The sequence below is a fragment of the Gemella haemolysans ATCC 10379 genome (assembly GCF_000173915.1).
In the GTDB taxonomy this organism is placed as follows: Bacteria; Bacillota; Bacilli; order Staphylococcales; family Gemellaceae; genus Gemella; species Gemella haemolysans.
Genome location: NZ_ACDZ02000008.1, coordinates 140,604 through 157,189, shown reverse-complemented (window position 1 = coordinate 157,189; position 16,586 = coordinate 140,604). Strand labels below are relative to the sequence as shown.

Genomic DNA, 16,586 nt, shown 5'->3' with positions numbered 1-16,586 from the left:
TATGGCGGATAAAAAATTAATATTTATGGCTGTTAATATGCTTATTACAGTTTTTAGTTTAGCTATAATAATTGCGACAATGTTTATAGAAAATCAAAGGATTAAGACTACAGCGATTTTCGTAGCTATAACTATATTAATAGTTCAAAAAATAGTAGAGATAAAAGTAATCAAGGAAACTAGAAAAATTAGCATTTTGATATTATGTATTATAATTGCTGCGACATGTTACTTTGGTTATAGATTGTTTTAAAATATGTAGAAGAGCTGAGGGGCGGGGGTTGATCCAAAAGACCTAAATTTTAACAACGTGTATATGAAAACTCATAGACGCAGTGGTTTATTGATATCTAAATTCGCTTTATAAAAGCTTTTTAGATATCTAATAAACTTTGCGGGGGTGACTCGACAAAATCGATTTCTTTGAAATCACGATTTTTGAGTCACTCCCTGTTCCCCGCATAGTTTATTGATTATCATAAGTATCTTTTTCGATATTTAGATATAGATAAACTATTGTGATTACTTAGGATTTGGGTTTAGTCAATCTTAAAGCTCTTTGGTAAATTTGTAGGAGATGTTATGAATAGACTATTTTCATCAAAAATATATATAAATCATAGATTTAAACTTATTATGTTACTGGACTTATTGACGGTTGCATTAGGTGTAGTAGCATCGATATTTTTAGGTAAAGCATCCGATCCATTTGCGATGCTAAATGGCCATTATGTTGAGATATTAGAATTTCTAGTGATTTCACTCGTTATATATACAATTAGTTTTTATTTATTTGGTACTAATAAATCATTATGGTCATACTTAGGTGTTAATGAGATAGTAAATATTTGTATTTCAGTAGTTCTAGGGGACTTGATTACGAGTATCCTTTATCAGTACATGTTACCTGATACATTCTCAAATGTTAGATTTGCTATCTTCTCACCTTTATTAATAATAGCGGGTATGATGTTTACAAGAATGTTATATCGTGCCTTACGTGAAAGAGAAGCTGGTAAGTATGGATCTAGTACTTATAAAAATACATTTATAATCGGTGCAGGAGATGCTGGATACATATTATTAAAAGAGTTATCTAAAAATAATATTTTCCGTGCTAATGTAGTTGGACTTATAGATGATAATCGAAAAAATTCTGTAATCAGTGGTGTTACAGTGGTTGGGACAACTTATGAAATACTAAAACTTATTCCAAAATACGAAGTAGAACAAGTATTTTTAGCTATTCCTTCGATTAGTGCCTATAATAAAAATAGAATATTAAATGTTCTGAAAGAAGCCAATGTTAGTGTTAAGGTAATGAGCTCTGGTGTTGCTGTAGAAGATGGAGAGAGTATTTCTAAACACTTAAAAGATGTATCTATCGAGGACTTATTAGGGCGTGGAGAAGTGAAGCTTTCTCAAGGAGAGATTCGTTCTTATATTAAAGGAAAGAGTATCCTTGTTACGGGTGCTGGTGGTTCGATTGGAAGCCAGATTGTAAGAGAAATATTCAAATTCAAACCTAGTCAACTTGTCTTAGTTGATGTTAACGAGAATGCATTATATATGTTAGAACGTGATTTAGATTTTGAAAAATCACATAGTAAGGAATACGAGAATATAAACTATATTTCTGAAATAGTAAGTATTCGTGAAAAAGAGGCTTTAGCTGAGGTATTCGATAAGTATAAACCGAGTGTAGTGTTCCACGCGGCAGCACATAAACACGTACCTTTAATGGAACGTCGTCCACAAGAAGCAATTAAAAATAATGTCTTTGGGACAAAAAATGTTATGGATGTAGCCATCGAAAAAGAAGTAGAAAGATTTATTATGATTTCTACTGACAAGGCGGTAAATCCTACGAATGCTATGGGCGCTTCGAAACGTTTAACAGAGATTATTTTACAATCAAAAGGTAATAAGTATAAAACGAAATTCGCTGCGGTTAGATTCGGTAATGTATTAGGTTCAAATGGTTCTGTTATTCCTATCTTTAAAGAACAGATTAAAAAAGGTGGACCTATCACAATTACACATAGAAATATTATTCGTTATTTCATGACGATTCCAGAAGCGGCGCAGTTGGTACTACAAGCTGGATATTACGCAAGTGAAGGGGAAATATTCCTATTAGACATGGGAGAACCTGTAAAAATTATAGATCTTGCGACAAACTTAATTAAACTATCAGGATTAGAACCATATAAAGATATAGACATCGAAGAGATTGGTCTAAGACCCGGTGAGAAAATGTATGAAGAGTTATCGCTTGATTACGAAAGCAGTGAAAAGACAGATAACCAAATGATCTATAAAAATACAACCTTAGATATTGACGTTGAGGAATTAGATAAAAAACTAGTAGAGTTAAAATCAATGCTAGGACATTCAACAAATGAAGAAATATGTAGCAAGTTATTTGAAATAATAAATTGTTATAATGGATAAAAAAAGAAGGGCGACTCAAAAGTAATTTTGAGTCGCTCTTCTAGCTATGGGAATGATGTGAAAATCTTGAGTTCTAAGAAACAAGATTTTTTCAAATCACTCGCTAGCTAGTTTTAGAGAGTGTTATTTTTCTACGTTTTTAGTTTTTTTATCTATATAGTTATTTATAATCAAAGCTAACACTATAGGTAAACTACTACAAAGGAAATTAATCACAAATATTGTGATTTTGTGTTTTTGTCTAAAATCTGGACCAAATACTCCATCAAATCCATCAAACAAGAAATAAAATACAGCACCAAATAATAAATAGAATACTAGAAATATGTAATATCTTTTTTTTATTTTTTCTGCGTTTAACATAGTGACCTCCCTGAAATGCGTATTGCATATTTACTATGAAATAAGTATATATGATATGAAACATATACCTTTGGTATCTTTAACATAGCACAAAAATTTTAAAAATTAAAGACTGATAAAATCTTTATTTTTATGGTATAATAAAGTTTAGTAGTGTTTTTTACTAGAGATAGTTAACATAACATTATTTAGAAGAAGATTTAATAATTGAGCGCTGATTTCAGAAGAATAACTTTTTTGAAGTTGGTGTTTTTTAGTTGCGAAGGAATAAAGTATAGTGGGTTATATTACTCTCCCGGATTATCTTTGATATTTCAATAGATGAATATAGTGTGGTATAATATTTAAGTAAAATAAATAGGAAAGATTTAAGATGTAGGGGCTGACCCGAAAGACCTAAATTTTAACAAAGTGTATATGAGAGTTCATAGACGCAGTGGTTTATTGATATCTAAATTCGCTTTATAAAAGCTTTTTAGATATCTAATAAACTGTGTGGGGGTGACTCTGAAAGATCGATTTCTACGAAATCACGATTTTTGAGTTGCTCCCTTTCTAATTGATAGTGAGGTGATTAAATGAGTAAAGTTGCAGGTAAGGTAACGAAAGTTGAAAGCAAAGGATTATATATAAAACTAGAAAATGGCAAAGATGCATTTTTACCAAAGGAAAATATGTTTATAGGTAAAAAGAAAAAGCTAGAAGAGATTTTTTCTGTTGGTTTTGTTATTAAAGCCGAGGAGAAAAGTACAAAGGATTCTTTAGTGATTTTGACACAAAAAGAGTTGAAACAAGCAGAAGGTGAGAAGAAAAAAGTAGAGAAAAACTCTAAGGAAAAACAGAACAAAAAGAAAAATAAACCAAAATCACCGATTAAAAAGGAAGTTAAAGAACAACCTGAAGTTCAGAAAAAACAAGAAGTACAGGAAGAAAATCAGGAGCCTAAACAGGAGACAAAAACTCTAAAAGATTTGAAAAAACTTCAATTTATAGGGAATATGAAAATTTCTGTAGGAAAAGGTAAGAAGAGTAATATTACTGAGCTATCTGAGGAGAAAGAAGAGAAAAAAGAAATTCCTCCAGCGCCAGAAGGATTATTAGAAGATATAATTGCGACAACAAAGCAAGCTGAAACTAAGTTCGAAAAAATTAAGAAAGGTCTTCAGGAAAGAGGTTATCTAGATGGACATTAATATTTTATGGCAAAAAACTGATAAAATAGCACTAGGTCTGTCAGGAGGAGTGGATTCTATAGCTTTATTTCATCTGCTTGTTACAGAGTACAAAGAGAGTTATAAAGAATTAGTGGCGTTCCATATCAACCATGGTCTAAGAGAGCAGTCTTATGAAGAAGCCGAGTTCGTAGAGAATTTTGTCAAAAACTACAATGTTAAGTTCTACAAGAAAGAGCTAAATATGAAAGACCAGATAAGAGATAGTCACACATCAGAGGAAATGCTCGCAAGAAAACTACGTTACGGTGCTTTTGAGGAGATGTCTTCATTAGAAGGCGGCGTGAAGTTAATAACTGCTCATCACAAAAATGATCAGGTAGAAAATATCCTTATGAGACTACTTAGTGGACGTAGTATGGATTATAACTTGATGATAGAAGAGAAGACGACTATTGGTAAGTTAGCAGTTTATCGTCCATTATTAAATGTATTAAAAGCAGACCTTGAGCAATATGCTGATAAAAATGATTTGAAATACTATGTAGATTCAACAAACTTCGATACTGATTATACGAGGAATAATATAAGGCATAACATTGTACCATTGTTAAACGATGTAAATGCTGCGAGTTTTGATAATTTGATTAATTTTTCTAGTTATTATCAAAATATTAATACTGAGTTAAAACATAAAGTATTAGAGGCTAAAAATGACTATGTGATTTCACTAGAAGAAGATAAAGTCGAATTAGATAAAGAAAAATTATTAAAAAATACCAAAGAAGAGATTTATTTCTTGCTAAGAGATATATTAGCAAATAATTTTGGTATTTTTGATATAAAACAAAGGGCTTTTTTTACAATAATAGAAGACTTAAAAAGTAAAAATAACAATAAAAGTTATGATTTGAAAAATAATTTAAAAATTATTAGTGAATATAATAGTATTTATATTCATAAAATCGAAAAAAAATGTTATAATGATAAGATAGAATTAATAATAGATGAGGTGGATATTAATAAAGTTTATACATTTCATCAGAGTAATTTTCTAATAACAACAACTAACAACTCATCTGAGGTTGGATTCAATAAAGGAGATTTGCCTTTAATAGTTACGACTAAGAGGGATGGCGATCGAGTTCAAAGAGGTAAGGTTAGCAAAAAACTTTCACGTCTTTTTATCGATGAAAAGATTCCTAAGGAACTTAGAGACAAACTTCCAGTAATTCGCAATAAAGATGGGGTTTTAGGAGTTTTAGGAATAAATACTAAAGTCAACAAAAATAAAAAATATGATTATTATATAAACACGAAAGGATAAAACAGTGGAAAATTTATTAAAAGATATCGAGAAAGTTCTATTTACACACGAGGACATCGTTGTTGCTAGTAAAAGAATCGCTAAACAAATTGAAGAGGATTATAAAGATAAATGTCCTGTTCTAATTTGTACATTAAAAGGAGCATTACCTTTTATGGCAGAACTTTTAAAACACATTGACATTCACGTAGTTACTGACTTTATGGATGTATCTAGTTATCACGGAGGAACTGAATCTTCTGGTGTAATCAAAATCAAAAAAGATTGCGGAATGGATATTGAAGGACGTCACGTAATTATCGTTGAAGATATCGTAGATACAGGAAGAACGCTTAAAGCGCTTATCGAAAACTTAAAAGAAAGAAATGTTGCTTCAGTAGCATGTGCTTCACTAGTAGATAAACCAGAAACTCGTGTAGTAGATGTTGAAGCAGATTACATCGGTATAGTTTCACCAAATGAATTCCTTGTAGGATTTGGTTTAGACTATGATGAAAGATATAGAAACTTACCTTATATCGGTGTTCTAAAAGAAGAAATTTATTCATAATAATATTTTAATCAAAAAAGGTCAAAATATTAGTCAAACTTTAGTTATATATGGTAAAATAAATTATGTTTAGAAAAATGATAGGAGGAAGATTGTCTATATGAATAATAGAAAAAGGCAAAACCCTATCCTTGGTATGCTTGCATTAATCGTAATCGCGATTGGATTATTTGCATATTGGCAGCAAGACTTACCTGGGACAACTGAAAAAATAGACTATGCTAAACTTGTTCAGACTATTAAAGACGACAAGGTTAAAGAAATAAGTCTACAAAGAAAAGATGAGAACTACAATGTTAAAGGTACTTATACAGATGGTAATAAGAACTTCGAGAGTGTAGTTGCAGCATCTGATTCTGAAGTACAAAAACAAATTAATGAAAAAGCTAAAGATGGAAAATTAAGTGTAGTAGAATATAAACCAGCTGAAAAAACTGGAGCAATTCTATCATTCTTAGGTAACATTATTCCGCTTATCTTGTTTATGGGTGTTTTAGTTTTCTTTATGACACAAATGCAAGGTGGCGGTGGAGGCAAAGTAATGAGCTTCCAAAAATCTAAAGCTAAAAAAATCGATGGTGGAGAAGCGAAAGTTACATTTGATGATGTAGCTGGAGCTGATGAAGAAAAACAAGAACTTGCTGAAATGGTTGAGTTCTTAAAAGATCACCGTAAATTCACTAAGATGGGTGCTAGAATCCCTAAAGGTGTCCTACTTGAGGGGCCTCCAGGGACTGGTAAAACTTTACTAGCTCGTGCTGTAGCTGGTGAGGCGAAAGTACCATTCTTCTCAATCTCAGGATCTGACTTCGTTGAGATGTTCGTAGGGGTTGGGGCAAGTCGTGTTCGTGACCTATTCAAAGAAGCTGAAAAAAATGCGCCATGTATCATTTTCATCGATGAGATTGATGCTGTAGGGCGTAAACGTGGAAGCGGAGTAGGTGGAGGAAATGACGAACGTGAACAAACTCTTAACCAACTTCTTGTTGAAATGGATGGATTCGATGGTGAAAAAGGTATTATCGTAATTGCGGCTACTAACCGTGCTGACGTACTAGATAACGCCCTTAGAAGACCGGGTCGTTTCGATAGACAAATTAAAGTTTCTACACCTGATGTAAAAGGTCGTGAAGCTATTCTTAAAGTACATGCTAAAAACAAACCACTTGCTAAAGGTGTTGACCTTCGTTCATTAGCAGAAAAAACTCCAGGATTCTCTGGTGCGGATCTTGCTAACATCCTTAACGAAGCGGCATTATTAGCAGCTCGTGAAAACAAATCTAGTATTGATAAAGAAGATCTAGATGAAGCAATGGACAGAGTAATTGGTGGTCCAGCTAAACGTAGTAGAGTATACACTCCAAAAGAAAAACGTTTAGTAGCTTACCACGAAGCAGGTCACGCAATCGTAGGTATGGTACTTGATAGTGCTGATAAAGTGCAAAAAGTTACTATTATCCCACGTGGTGATGCTGGTGGATATAACTTAATGATTCCGGAAGAAGAAAAATACTTCCAAACTCGTACAGATTTAATCGACAAAATCTGTGGATTACTTGGTGGACGTGCTGCAGAGCAAATCTTCTTTAACGAAGTATCTACAGGAGCTCATAATGACTTCGAACGAGTAACAGCTATTGCTCGTGCGATGGTTACAGAATATGGTATGAGTGATGCTGTAGGACCAATGCAAGCTCCATTCCACGATCCATATGGTGGACGTCAACTTTCAAGTATCGGTAACTACTCAGAAGAAATGCTGAAAGAAATCGATATCGAAGTTCGTAAAATTATTAATGAATGTTACGCTAAAGTTCTTCACATTATTGAAACTCACAGAGAACAATTAGAACTTATTGCACAAACACTTATCGAAGTTGAAACAATCGATAGAAAAGAAATCGTTGCTCTTTACCAATTTGGAAAAATGCCAAAAGACTTAGATGAAAGAGAAGCAGATCAACTAGATAAAGTAGTTAATAAGAAATACTACGAAGAAGAAGCTCGTAAAGCCAAAGAAGAAGCTGAGAAAAAAGCTCAAGAAGAGGCTCAAAACGAAGAAGATAAAGTTGAAAAGGTTGAAGAAAAAGACCTAGAAGACGAAAAATCAAAAGAAAAACCTTCTGACGAAGAATAAAAAATAAACCCTAGATTTGGAACTAACCAAGTCTAGGGTTTTGTTATATTCTTTTGAAGTGTTATTATAGTAATGTTTAGACGATGTTCATATTCGAAAGTGAGCGATAAACGAGCGATAAATGAGCGATAAAAAATTTTTTATGGTATAATAATTAAAAGAAGTTGATAGGAGAAAGCTATGAAACCACCATTTACCATTACGAGTACTATTCTTAATTATCTTATAGAGATTTCTAAAGTATTAGGAAATCTTGAAATAGAAACAAAGAAAAACTTACATTTAAGAAAAGAAAATAGAATAAAATCTATTCACTCATCTTTAGCGATAGAGAATAATAGTTTATCAATAGAGCAAATTACAGCGATTATCGATGGGAAGAGAGTTCTAGGAGATCCAAAAGAAATAAAAGAAGTAAAGAATGCATATGAGGCTTATGAAAAAATATTGAATTTAGACCCCTATAGTGAGAAAGATTTTTTACTTACTCATAAATTATTAACTACAGAAATAGTAGGACAATCAGGGAAGTATAGAAATTCAGATGTAGGAATTTTTGATGAGCAGGGAAATATGGTTCATTTAGGTGTGAGACCTCAGTTTATTGGTGATTTAATGGGGGAATTATTTGAATGGGGACGCAGAGATGACACTCCAGCACTTGTGAAGAGTTGCGTATTTCATTATGAAATAGAGATGATTCACCCATTTGAAGATGGAAATGGAAGAATGGGAAGGTTATGGCAAAATGTTATATTAGCTAATTGGAATCCATTGTTTAGTTGGATACCGATTGAAACGATAATATATGAAAATCAACAACAGTATTATAAGGCTTTAGCACAGGCAGATAGAGACAATAATTCAACAGTGTTTATTGAATTTATGTTAGGTGTCATATTAGAGACTCTACTGGCGTACAAGGAGCCTGATGATAAGACAAAAGAATTGTCTAAAGCAGAACAAGATGTTTTTGAAAAGATAAGAGAATACTTGAAAAATGAGAAATATATTACTGTAGCAATAGCTTGTGAACTGGTCGAAAAATCTAAGCCAACAGTTAGAAGATATATTGCGAAATTTGTTGAGTATAAGTTACTGGAATCTCATGGAGAAAATAGAGATAGAAGGTACTCGATAAGAAAATAAATAAAAAGATATCAGAGAGAAACATGAAAATCGAAGCTAGATTCGAGTAACTTTCTGATATCTTTTATTTTTTATTTGTTCTTTCTTCTCGTAAAGAAGTGGACTGTCGAAATTACTAATCCAAGAATAATTATATAAATCACTTGAGAAAATACTAATGGTGCAAAGTGATTTTTCAGGATAAATATATTAACTCCCACACCTATAATTGCAGCTATACTTAACATAGAAAGTAGTGCAAGTTTGTATTTATTCAGAGGTAGGCTGACTTTGGCAACCATACATAATCCATTTATTAACGCAAGAAGGAAACAGATGAATTTCGCTTGTGAACTATCTGTGATAGCAAAGCTTGTCAGTAGTACTGTAGCTACTAAAATACCACCACCGATCGCAGCGTTTGTCAGTATGTCCTTCATGAAGTTATTGCTTACTTTTTCTTTATTCGCTTCAAAAGTTAGGAAGAAGGATGGAATACCAATTGTTATCGCTGAAATTATCGTAAATTGAATTGGGATAAACGCAAACTCCAAGGCGAAGATTACACTAAGTATTGAGAAGACAATCGAGAAGAATGTCTTTGTTAGGAATAGTGAAGCTACCTTTTGGATGTTATTAATAACACGACGACCTTCCATAAGTATATCGTAAAATACTCCGAAGTCATCTGTTAAGAATACGATATTTGATACGCTTTTTGCAGCACTAGTAGCACCATTCATAGCAAAACTAATATCAGCTTTTTTCAAGGCAAGAACATCGTTAACACCGTCACCACTCATAGCGACAGTCTTTCCAGCTTTTTGTAATACAGCTACCATTTTCTGTTTTTGTTCAGGGGTAACACGTCCGAAAATATCATTCTCAAGAACAGTTTTTTCAAAGTCCTCTTCAGTTACTTTAGTCATATCAATAGCCTTAGCATCTTCTTTGAAACCAGCTTTCTTAGCGACACCATACACGGCTATATGATTATCTCCACTGATTATTTTCACTTCAACACCTTGTGATTCGAAGTATTTGAATGTTTCTTTTGTGTTTTCTTTTATTTCATCTGATAGAACTACATGTCCTACAAGTTTCATATTAGTAGGGATGTTTGTACTGTCTTCAGTATAGGCTAGCGATAAAATTCGATAACCTTCTTTTTTCAGATTCTCGTAATATTCATCCATTTCAGATGCGAAGCCTAAAAATTCATATGCTCCGAAGAAATACGTTCCACCGTTTTTTAACTTTATAAATGAATATTTATTTTTACTAGAAAAAGCTCCTAATTCTTCTACATCCCATTGTTTTTTGCATGTTAGATGATTCTTTAAAGCTCTAGATGTTGCATTTTCATCATCAAAATATGCAAGGTAACTTGATAATTTTTCTGCAACTTCATCATCAATTTCTACAACATTCATATTACCCGTAGTGATAGTTCCTGTTTTATCGAAACAAAGAACATCTACTCTGGCAAGAGTTTCCACGCAGTATAATTCTTGAACTAGAACTTTCTTTTTAGCAAGCTTCATCGCAGCAACTGCAAGAGAAACACTGACAAGAAGGATTAAACCTTCTGGAATCATACCCACTAAAGCTCCAGCACTTCGCAAGACTATTTCTACATAACCACGTCCCAAACTAGCACCACGCATGTATAGCATAATTGCGACAGGAACTAATAGAATAGATATAACTTTTAAGATTTTATCCATATAGTCACGCAGTTTAGATGGGTATTTTTTAAATTCTTTAGTACTTTTAGCAAGCTTATTAATATAGCTATCCTCTCCGACAGCAATAGCTCTTACTAAACAACTACCACTAACCACGTTACTACCACTCATTACTTTATCGTTAATAGTCTTAAAGATATTATCACTTTCACCAGTTAATAGCGATTCATCGACCTCGATACTACCTTCAATAATTTCGGCATCAACAGGAACCTGATCACCAAGATTTAGGTGTAGATATTCTCCAAGGACGATTTCTTCAGAATCTATATTTATTATTTCATTATCACGGTTTACTCGGTATTTACTTCTACCCAGTAAACTTAATTTCTCGAGGGCATTTTTTGAACGAACTTCTTGAAAGATACCGATGGCAGTATTTATAGTAATTACACCTAAAAACAACATATTTTCAAATCTAAGTGTTGTAGCTATAAATGCTGCTAAGAATAAGTTCATAGCATTGAAAAAAGTAAAAATATTAGAAAAGATAATCTCTTTTGTAGTCTTATAAGGTTTTATTTCACTAATATTTTTTTTCGCTTTAGTTACTTCTTCACTAGTTAAATATTTCATTCTACCTCCGCCATAACTATATTTTTTAATTAGTTTCTATTTTATCACACTTTAGTATAGTTTGGAAAATTAAAAGATGGAGGGTAGGATTTCAAAACTTTTAATTGCTAGTTTATTTATAAAGTAGTATTATAGTATTGACTAAATAATATAATAAGCGAGAACAACATGGAAAAACTAGATTATTTAATAAAAACACTAAATTCAGAAATAGAAATACCAGAAACGGAACAAGAAAAGAAAGATTTGTTCAGATCATTGATGAACACATGGAAAGTATCGGAGTTACCGAGTGAATTTTATGAAGTTCAAGATGAGTATCTACAAGAGATTCTAGATGCTAAAGGAATAACAAGATTAGAAGATTTAACTGAAATTGATGAGAATATTTACCTATGGCAAGGTGATATTACAACACTACGAGTAGATGCTATAGTTAATGCGGCAAACAAGGCTCTATTAGGATGTTTAATTCCTCTACACCGATGCATCGATAATGCCATTCACACGCAAGCAGGACTACAACTTAGAAAAGAGTGCGATGATGTTATGAAAGCACAAGGAAGTTTTGAAAAAACAGGGCAAGCTAAGATAACAGCTGGCTATAATTTACCAGCTAAACATGTTATTCATACGGTTGGGCCAATAATATATCGTATTGTTGAAGATGATGATAAGGAACTTCTTGCATCATGTTATAGAAATTCTTTAAAAATTGCTTTAGAGAATAATCTTAAGAGCATTGCTTTTTGCTGTATAAGCACGGGGGAATTTAGATTTCCAAATGATCTTGCTGCTGAAATAGCGGTAGCTGAAGTCAGGAAATTTCTTAGAGAAAATCCTACTGCTGACCTAAAAGTAGTTTTTAATGTGTTTAAAGATTTAGATAAAAAATTATACGAAGAGTTATTGGGATAAGAAAATTAAAAGAAGATTATAAGAATGAAATTCATCAAAGGCGAGGAGGCTATCTTATAATCTTCTTTTCTGATACTGAGTAAATAAGTAAAAAAGAATTATTGATTATTTTTTCGTTTTAAAATTGCAAGTCCAATAATTGATAAAGCTAAAGTTCCGATGATAGCTAAACTTGAATTTGTTTCTAAACCTGTATTTGGGAGAACTTTATTGTTATTTTGTGGGTTGTTCTCTTTTGGATTTGGTTTAGGTATGTTGTTAGGAGTATCTGTTTTTGGTTTTTCCGGAGTATTTGGAACTTTTAATTCTGGCTTTTCCAAAATAGGTGGATCAATAGGGTTAACCCCACCGTTATATTCTGGTTTTTCAAATACAGGTGGTTCGATAAGTTTATATTCAAAATTTAATTCTGGTTTTTCCAAAATAGGTGGATCAATAGGGTTAGCCCCACCGTTATATTCTGGTTTTTCCAAAATAGGTGGGTCAATAGGATTAGCGCCACCATTGTATTCTGGTACATCATTAACTGGAGAGTCTTTTGGAACCTCGTGTACAGGTGCGCCGTAGAATCTAACATATTGATAAATTCTGTTAATTACAGTCCCAGCTGCTCCTTGTTTGTAGTTGATGACCCTAACAACTTCTTTAGAATAACCCTTTTCTTTGTTAACTAAAGGTACGTCGGGACTCTTCATTCTTACGGCTGTAATTCCATCTTTATCTGTGAATTTTTCAGCGAAAGGAAACTGCTCGATAAAACTTTTGTTTATCTTGTTACTTGCTGGAGTTTCTACATTGTTATCTGCTGCTTGTGTAACAGTAAGGGAGTTAAGCCCAAAGCCCAATGCAACAGCTAGTGTACATTTTGTAAAATTATTTATCTTCATAAAATCACCTCTTCTATAAAAATTGCAACTTTGATAGTTTAACAATTTAAGGCAAACGTTTTCACCTATAACTCCAATTATATCACTGTGAAAATTTTATTTCAAGAAAGTATAACTTACTATTACGTGTCTTTTTTTATGTACAGAAAATATGATATAATAGTAAACGTAATAGATATTGTAAAAGTATCGAAAGAAGGGGAATAATTAAAATAAATTAACTAGAATCAAATAGTTAGTTGAAAGATTATTTAGAGATAAGAGATGAATAGAATAAGAAAAAAGTATAATAGAATATTTAAGGAAAGTTTTATTGAGTACAAATTAGAGAGTTTTGAAATTAGTAAAGAGGAACTGTCGGAGAAAAAAGCGAAGATACAAGATTTTATTAATTTCATTAAATCGGGAAAAATAAAAGATTACAATGAAGAACAATTACAAGCTAGATTTGCTACTGAGGTTTTTGAGAAAACTCTAGGATATAAAAACAGCTTTAATGAAACTTGGGAATATGAATTAGAAAGAAAAACCGATATGGATGGACAAAAACCTGATATAGTGTTAGGAGAATTCAATTCTAATGAATCAAAAGTTATGGCTGTAGTTGAGTTAAAAGATTTTAAATATTATGATTTAGATAAAAAACAAAACCGCGTAGGTGATAAGAGAACACCCGTAGAACAAGGATTTGGATATGCTCCTAAATTTGGAGGGAATTGTCGTTGGGTTTTAATAAGTAATTTCAATGAGATTCGTTTATATGATAAGAATGATGAAAATCAATACGAGAGATTTTATATTGAAGATCTCGAAGATGATTTTGAGTTAAAAAGGTTCTTGTATTTATTATCAAAAGAAAATATTCTTGATAGAAAACTAGAAAACTTAATAAATTTAAAAATTAAAGAAGAAGAAAAAATTGAGCGTGAATTTTATACTAGGTATAAGACGATACGAAGTAAAATAGTTTCACAGGTCATAGAAGATAATAGAACATATAATGCTGATGTTCTTATTGAAAAATCACAGAAACTTTTAGATAGATTTTTATTCATAGCCTTTTGTGAAGATAAAAACATAATACCAGCGAATAGTTATAAAACTATGGTGCTTAGTTCTAATGAGAATGTAACAAAACATGAATTATTTACTATGTTGTGTAGGAATATTGATAAAGGGAATAAGCAAAAAGGAATTAATAAATTCAACGGTGGATTGTTCAAATATGATGAGATATTAGATGATTTAGTGTTAGACGATATCATATTCACAGAATTAATAACACTTGCAGACTATGATTTTAATACTGATGTCGATGAGAATATTCTTGGACGTATCTTTGAACAGAGTATTAGTGATTTAGAAGAGTTAAAAAATGATGCTTTAGGTATCGAGACTGATAAGAAAAAAGGTAAGAGAAAGAAAGACGGTGTGTTCTATACACCTAGTCGTATAACTAGAGGAATAGTTGAAAAATCTATCGGAGAATATCTTAATGATAAAAAGTTAGAATTAGGTTTTGAAAAATTACCAGAGTTAACTGATGAAAGTATTGAAACACAACGAGGTTTAAGTGCTAAAGCTGAAAAACACCTGACTTTTTGGCGTGAATATCGTAGTAAAGTATTGAATATTAAAGTTATAGATCCTGCATGTGGATCTGGAGCATTTTTAATTGCAGCATATGATTACTTGAAAAAAGAACTTGATGAAATTAATGATCGTATAGCCGATCTTAAAGGGCGTACGCAAGAACTTTTCGATGGTGATGAGATGTATGATGCCAGTCTTGAGAATGAATATTTAATCAAATGTTTATATGGTGTTGATTTAAATCCAGAGAGTGTCGAGATAAGCAAATTGTCACTATGGCTTAGAACATTAACTAATGATAAACCTTTAACAAATCTAGATGATAATATTAAGAGTGGGAACTCTATTACAGAATTTGATTTTCAAGAAGAGTTTTTGGAAGTCTTCGTAAAAGGTGGTTTCGATGTAGTCATCGGGAATCCACCGTATGTAAAACAAGAACGATTAAAAGATGTAAAACATGTATTAGAAGAAAAGTATTTAACTTTCATGGGAACTGCAGACTTGTATTGTTATTTTTATGAGTTAGGAATCAATATTCTAAGAAGTGGTGGAATTTTAGGTTATATTACTTCTAATAAATGGCTTCGAGCGAAGTATGGCACTAATGTACGGCAATTATTAAATAAGTATTTTATAATTGAAATTGAAGACCATGGAAGTATGAAACAATTTTCTGATGCGGAGGTTAACACTAATATAATAATAACCAAAAAAGTAAATCGTCAAAATACCCAAGTTAGAATAGTCTTAACTGAAGAAGATAATAAAATATTTGAAACTAGTCAAAGTAATTTTAGTAAAGATGGATATCTCTTCTTGGATAATAGGCTATTAAAAGTAAAAGAAAAAATAGATACTATTGGTAAACCACTTGGAGATTGGAATATAGAAATCAATTATGGAATAAAAACTGGTTTAAATGATGCATTTATAATCGATAAAGAAAAATATGATGAACTAGTAAAAAAAGATCGTAAAAATAAAGAAATATTAGTACCTTTACTAAGAGGTCGTGACATAAATAGATATAGTAAAAATTATGCAGATTTATACTTAATTAATGTTCATAATGGCTATAAAATTGGTATAGAAAAAATATCAGAGATAAATATAGATGATTATATTTTTGTAAAAGAGCATTTAAATTCATTTGAACCAAAATTAAGTAAAAGAAGTGATAAAGGGAAAACACCATATAATTTAAGAAATTGTGCATATTTAAATGATTTTAAAAATCAAAAAATTATTTATGGTGAAACAGTAACTGGCGCTAGTTTTTTTCTCGATAATGATGGTTTTATTATAGATAAGACAGCATTTATGTTGTTAGGAGAAAGTATAAAGTATATTTTAGCACTATTAAATTCAAGATTTATTGAGTTCGCATACAAAACATTTTATGCTGGAATAATTTTAAGTAGCTCAGGATTTCAATATAATAAAGAGTACTTGAAAAAACTCCCTATCATAGTCCCAACCCAAGAACAAGAAGAATACCTTACTAATCTAGCTGATAAAATGTTAGAGAGTAAGGAAAAATTATTTAAGCTAAATAAATTGTTAGAATTAGCAATTAATGATAAAAATTATGAAATGCAATTAGAATTAAGAGAAAAGATAGAAGATTTAAACGAAGAAATTCTAGATACAGATTATGCTATTGATAGTTATGTCTACGATATCTATGGTATAACTGTAGAAGAACGAGCGTTGATAGAAGGATAAAATTT

Annotated in this window: 12 protein-coding genes; 9 read left to right on the top strand and 3 right to left on the bottom strand. The window is 31.5% G+C overall.

The window, feature by feature from the left end; all coding sequences use genetic code 11:
• Position 1 precedes the first annotated feature (1 nt).
• Positions 2 to 253, top strand: a complete 252-nt coding sequence (locus tag GEMHA0001_RS03185; RefSeq protein WP_003144102.1) for a hypothetical protein — start codon at positions 2 to 4, stop codon at positions 251 to 253.
• A gap of 329 nt (positions 254 to 582) precedes the next feature.
• Entirely contained in the window at positions 583 to 2,454 is a 1,872-nt protein-coding gene (locus GEMHA0001_RS03180; RefSeq protein ID WP_003144240.1) for a polysaccharide biosynthesis protein, read from the top strand.
• A gap of 123 nt (positions 2,455 to 2,577) precedes the next feature.
• On the opposite strand, the gene GEMHA0001_RS03175 is transcribed toward GEMHA0001_RS03180, so the two are convergent.
• Positions 2,578 to 2,817, bottom strand: a complete 240-nt coding sequence (locus tag GEMHA0001_RS03175) for a hypothetical protein (RefSeq protein WP_003144401.1) — start codon at positions 2,815 to 2,817, stop codon at positions 2,578 to 2,580.
• A gap of 578 nt (positions 2,818 to 3,395) precedes the next feature.
• On the opposite strand from GEMHA0001_RS03175, the gene GEMHA0001_RS03170 reads away from it, so the two are divergent.
• The 5 genes from GEMHA0001_RS03170 to GEMHA0001_RS03150 all read left to right on the top strand — a co-directional run bounded on the left by GEMHA0001_RS03170 (position 3,396) and on the right by GEMHA0001_RS03150 (position 9,152).
• A complete protein-coding gene (locus tag GEMHA0001_RS03170) occupies positions 3,396 to 4,010 on the top strand; it encodes a S1 RNA-binding domain-containing protein (RefSeq protein ID WP_003144129.1) in 615 nt (204 codons plus the stop codon).
• On the top strand, positions 4,000 to 5,316 hold the full coding sequence (gene tilS / locus GEMHA0001_RS03165) for a tRNA lysidine(34) synthetase TilS (RefSeq protein WP_003144088.1): 1,317 nt from the start codon (positions 4,000 to 4,002) through the stop codon (positions 5,314 to 5,316). Before GEMHA0001_RS03170 ends, tilS begins: the two co-directional genes overlap by 11 nt.
• Positions 5,317 to 5,320: 4 nt before the next feature.
• Positions 5,321 to 5,866, top strand: a complete 546-nt coding sequence (hpt, locus tag GEMHA0001_RS03160) for a hypoxanthine phosphoribosyltransferase (protein WP_003144217.1) — start codon at positions 5,321 to 5,323, stop codon at positions 5,864 to 5,866.
• A 100-nt stretch (positions 5,867 to 5,966) separates the two neighbouring features.
• A complete protein-coding gene (ftsH, locus tag GEMHA0001_RS03155) occupies positions 5,967 to 8,003 on the top strand; it encodes an ATP-dependent zinc metalloprotease FtsH (protein WP_003144379.1) in 2,037 nt (678 codons plus the stop codon).
• A 180-nt stretch (positions 8,004 to 8,183) separates the two neighbouring features.
• A complete protein-coding gene (locus GEMHA0001_RS03150; RefSeq protein WP_003144266.1) occupies positions 8,184 to 9,152 on the top strand; it encodes a Fic family protein in 969 nt (322 codons plus the stop codon).
• A gap of 71 nt (positions 9,153 to 9,223) precedes the next feature.
• Here the strand turns inward: GEMHA0001_RS03150 and GEMHA0001_RS03145 are convergent, their stop codons facing one another.
• Entirely contained in the window at positions 9,224 to 11,455 is a 2,232-nt protein-coding gene (locus GEMHA0001_RS03145; RefSeq protein ID WP_003144198.1) for an HAD-IC family P-type ATPase, read from the bottom strand.
• A gap of 168 nt (positions 11,456 to 11,623) precedes the next feature.
• Here GEMHA0001_RS03145 and GEMHA0001_RS03140 point away from each other — a divergent pair, with 168 nt between their 5' ends.
• The gene (locus GEMHA0001_RS03140; RefSeq protein ID WP_003144215.1) at positions 11,624 to 12,373 is read left to right on the top strand and encodes a protein-ADP-ribose hydrolase; all 750 of its coding nucleotides are present in this window, start codon (positions 11,624 to 11,626) and stop codon (positions 12,371 to 12,373) included.
• 98 nt (positions 12,374 to 12,471) lie between these two features.
• Here the strand turns inward: GEMHA0001_RS03140 and GEMHA0001_RS03135 are convergent, their stop codons facing one another.
• Positions 12,472 to 13,260: an SIALI-17 repeat-containing surface protein gene (locus GEMHA0001_RS03135; protein ID WP_003144077.1), complete on the bottom strand. Its 789-nt coding sequence runs from the start codon at positions 13,258 to 13,260 to the stop codon at positions 12,472 to 12,474.
• 264 nt (positions 13,261 to 13,524) lie between these two features.
• On the opposite strand from GEMHA0001_RS03135, the gene GEMHA0001_RS03130 reads away from it, so the two are divergent.
• Entirely contained in the window at positions 13,525 to 16,581 is a 3,057-nt protein-coding gene (locus tag GEMHA0001_RS03130; RefSeq protein WP_003144145.1) for an Eco57I restriction-modification methylase domain-containing protein, read from the top strand.
• The last annotated feature ends 5 nt before the right edge of the window (positions 16,582 to 16,586 follow it).

What these genes read in the sequence shown, in the direction of transcription:
- GEMHA0001_RS03185 (WP_003144102.1), top strand. Translation starts at nt 2, where the DNA reads ATGGCGGATAAAAAATTAATATTTATGGCTGTTAATATGCTTATTACA.
- GEMHA0001_RS03180 (WP_003144240.1), top strand. Translation starts at nt 583, where the DNA reads ATGAATAGACTATTTTCATCAAAAATATATATAAATCATAGATTTAAA.
- GEMHA0001_RS03175 (WP_003144401.1), bottom strand. Translation starts at nt 2,817, where the DNA reads ATGTTAAACGCAGAAAAAATAAAAAAAAGATATTACATATTTCTAGTA.
- GEMHA0001_RS03170 (WP_003144129.1), top strand. Translation starts at nt 3,396, where the DNA reads ATGAGTAAAGTTGCAGGTAAGGTAACGAAAGTTGAAAGCAAAGGATTA.
- tilS (WP_003144088.1), top strand. Translation starts at nt 4,000, where the DNA reads ATGGACATTAATATTTTATGGCAAAAAACTGATAAAATAGCACTAGGT.
- ftsH (WP_003144379.1), top strand. Translation starts at nt 5,967, where the DNA reads ATGAATAATAGAAAAAGGCAAAACCCTATCCTTGGTATGCTTGCATTA.
- GEMHA0001_RS03150 (WP_003144266.1), top strand. Translation starts at nt 8,184, where the DNA reads ATGAAACCACCATTTACCATTACGAGTACTATTCTTAATTATCTTATA.
- GEMHA0001_RS03145 (WP_003144198.1), bottom strand. Translation starts at nt 11,455, where the DNA reads ATGAAATATTTAACTAGTGAAGAAGTAACTAAAGCGAAAAAAAATATT.
- GEMHA0001_RS03140 (WP_003144215.1), top strand. Translation starts at nt 11,624, where the DNA reads ATGGAAAAACTAGATTATTTAATAAAAACACTAAATTCAGAAATAGAA.
- GEMHA0001_RS03135 (WP_003144077.1), bottom strand. Translation starts at nt 13,260, where the DNA reads ATGAAGATAAATAATTTTACAAAATGTACACTAGCTGTTGCATTGGGC.
- GEMHA0001_RS03130 (WP_003144145.1), top strand. Translation starts at nt 13,525, where the DNA reads ATGAATAGAATAAGAAAAAAGTATAATAGAATATTTAAGGAAAGTTTT.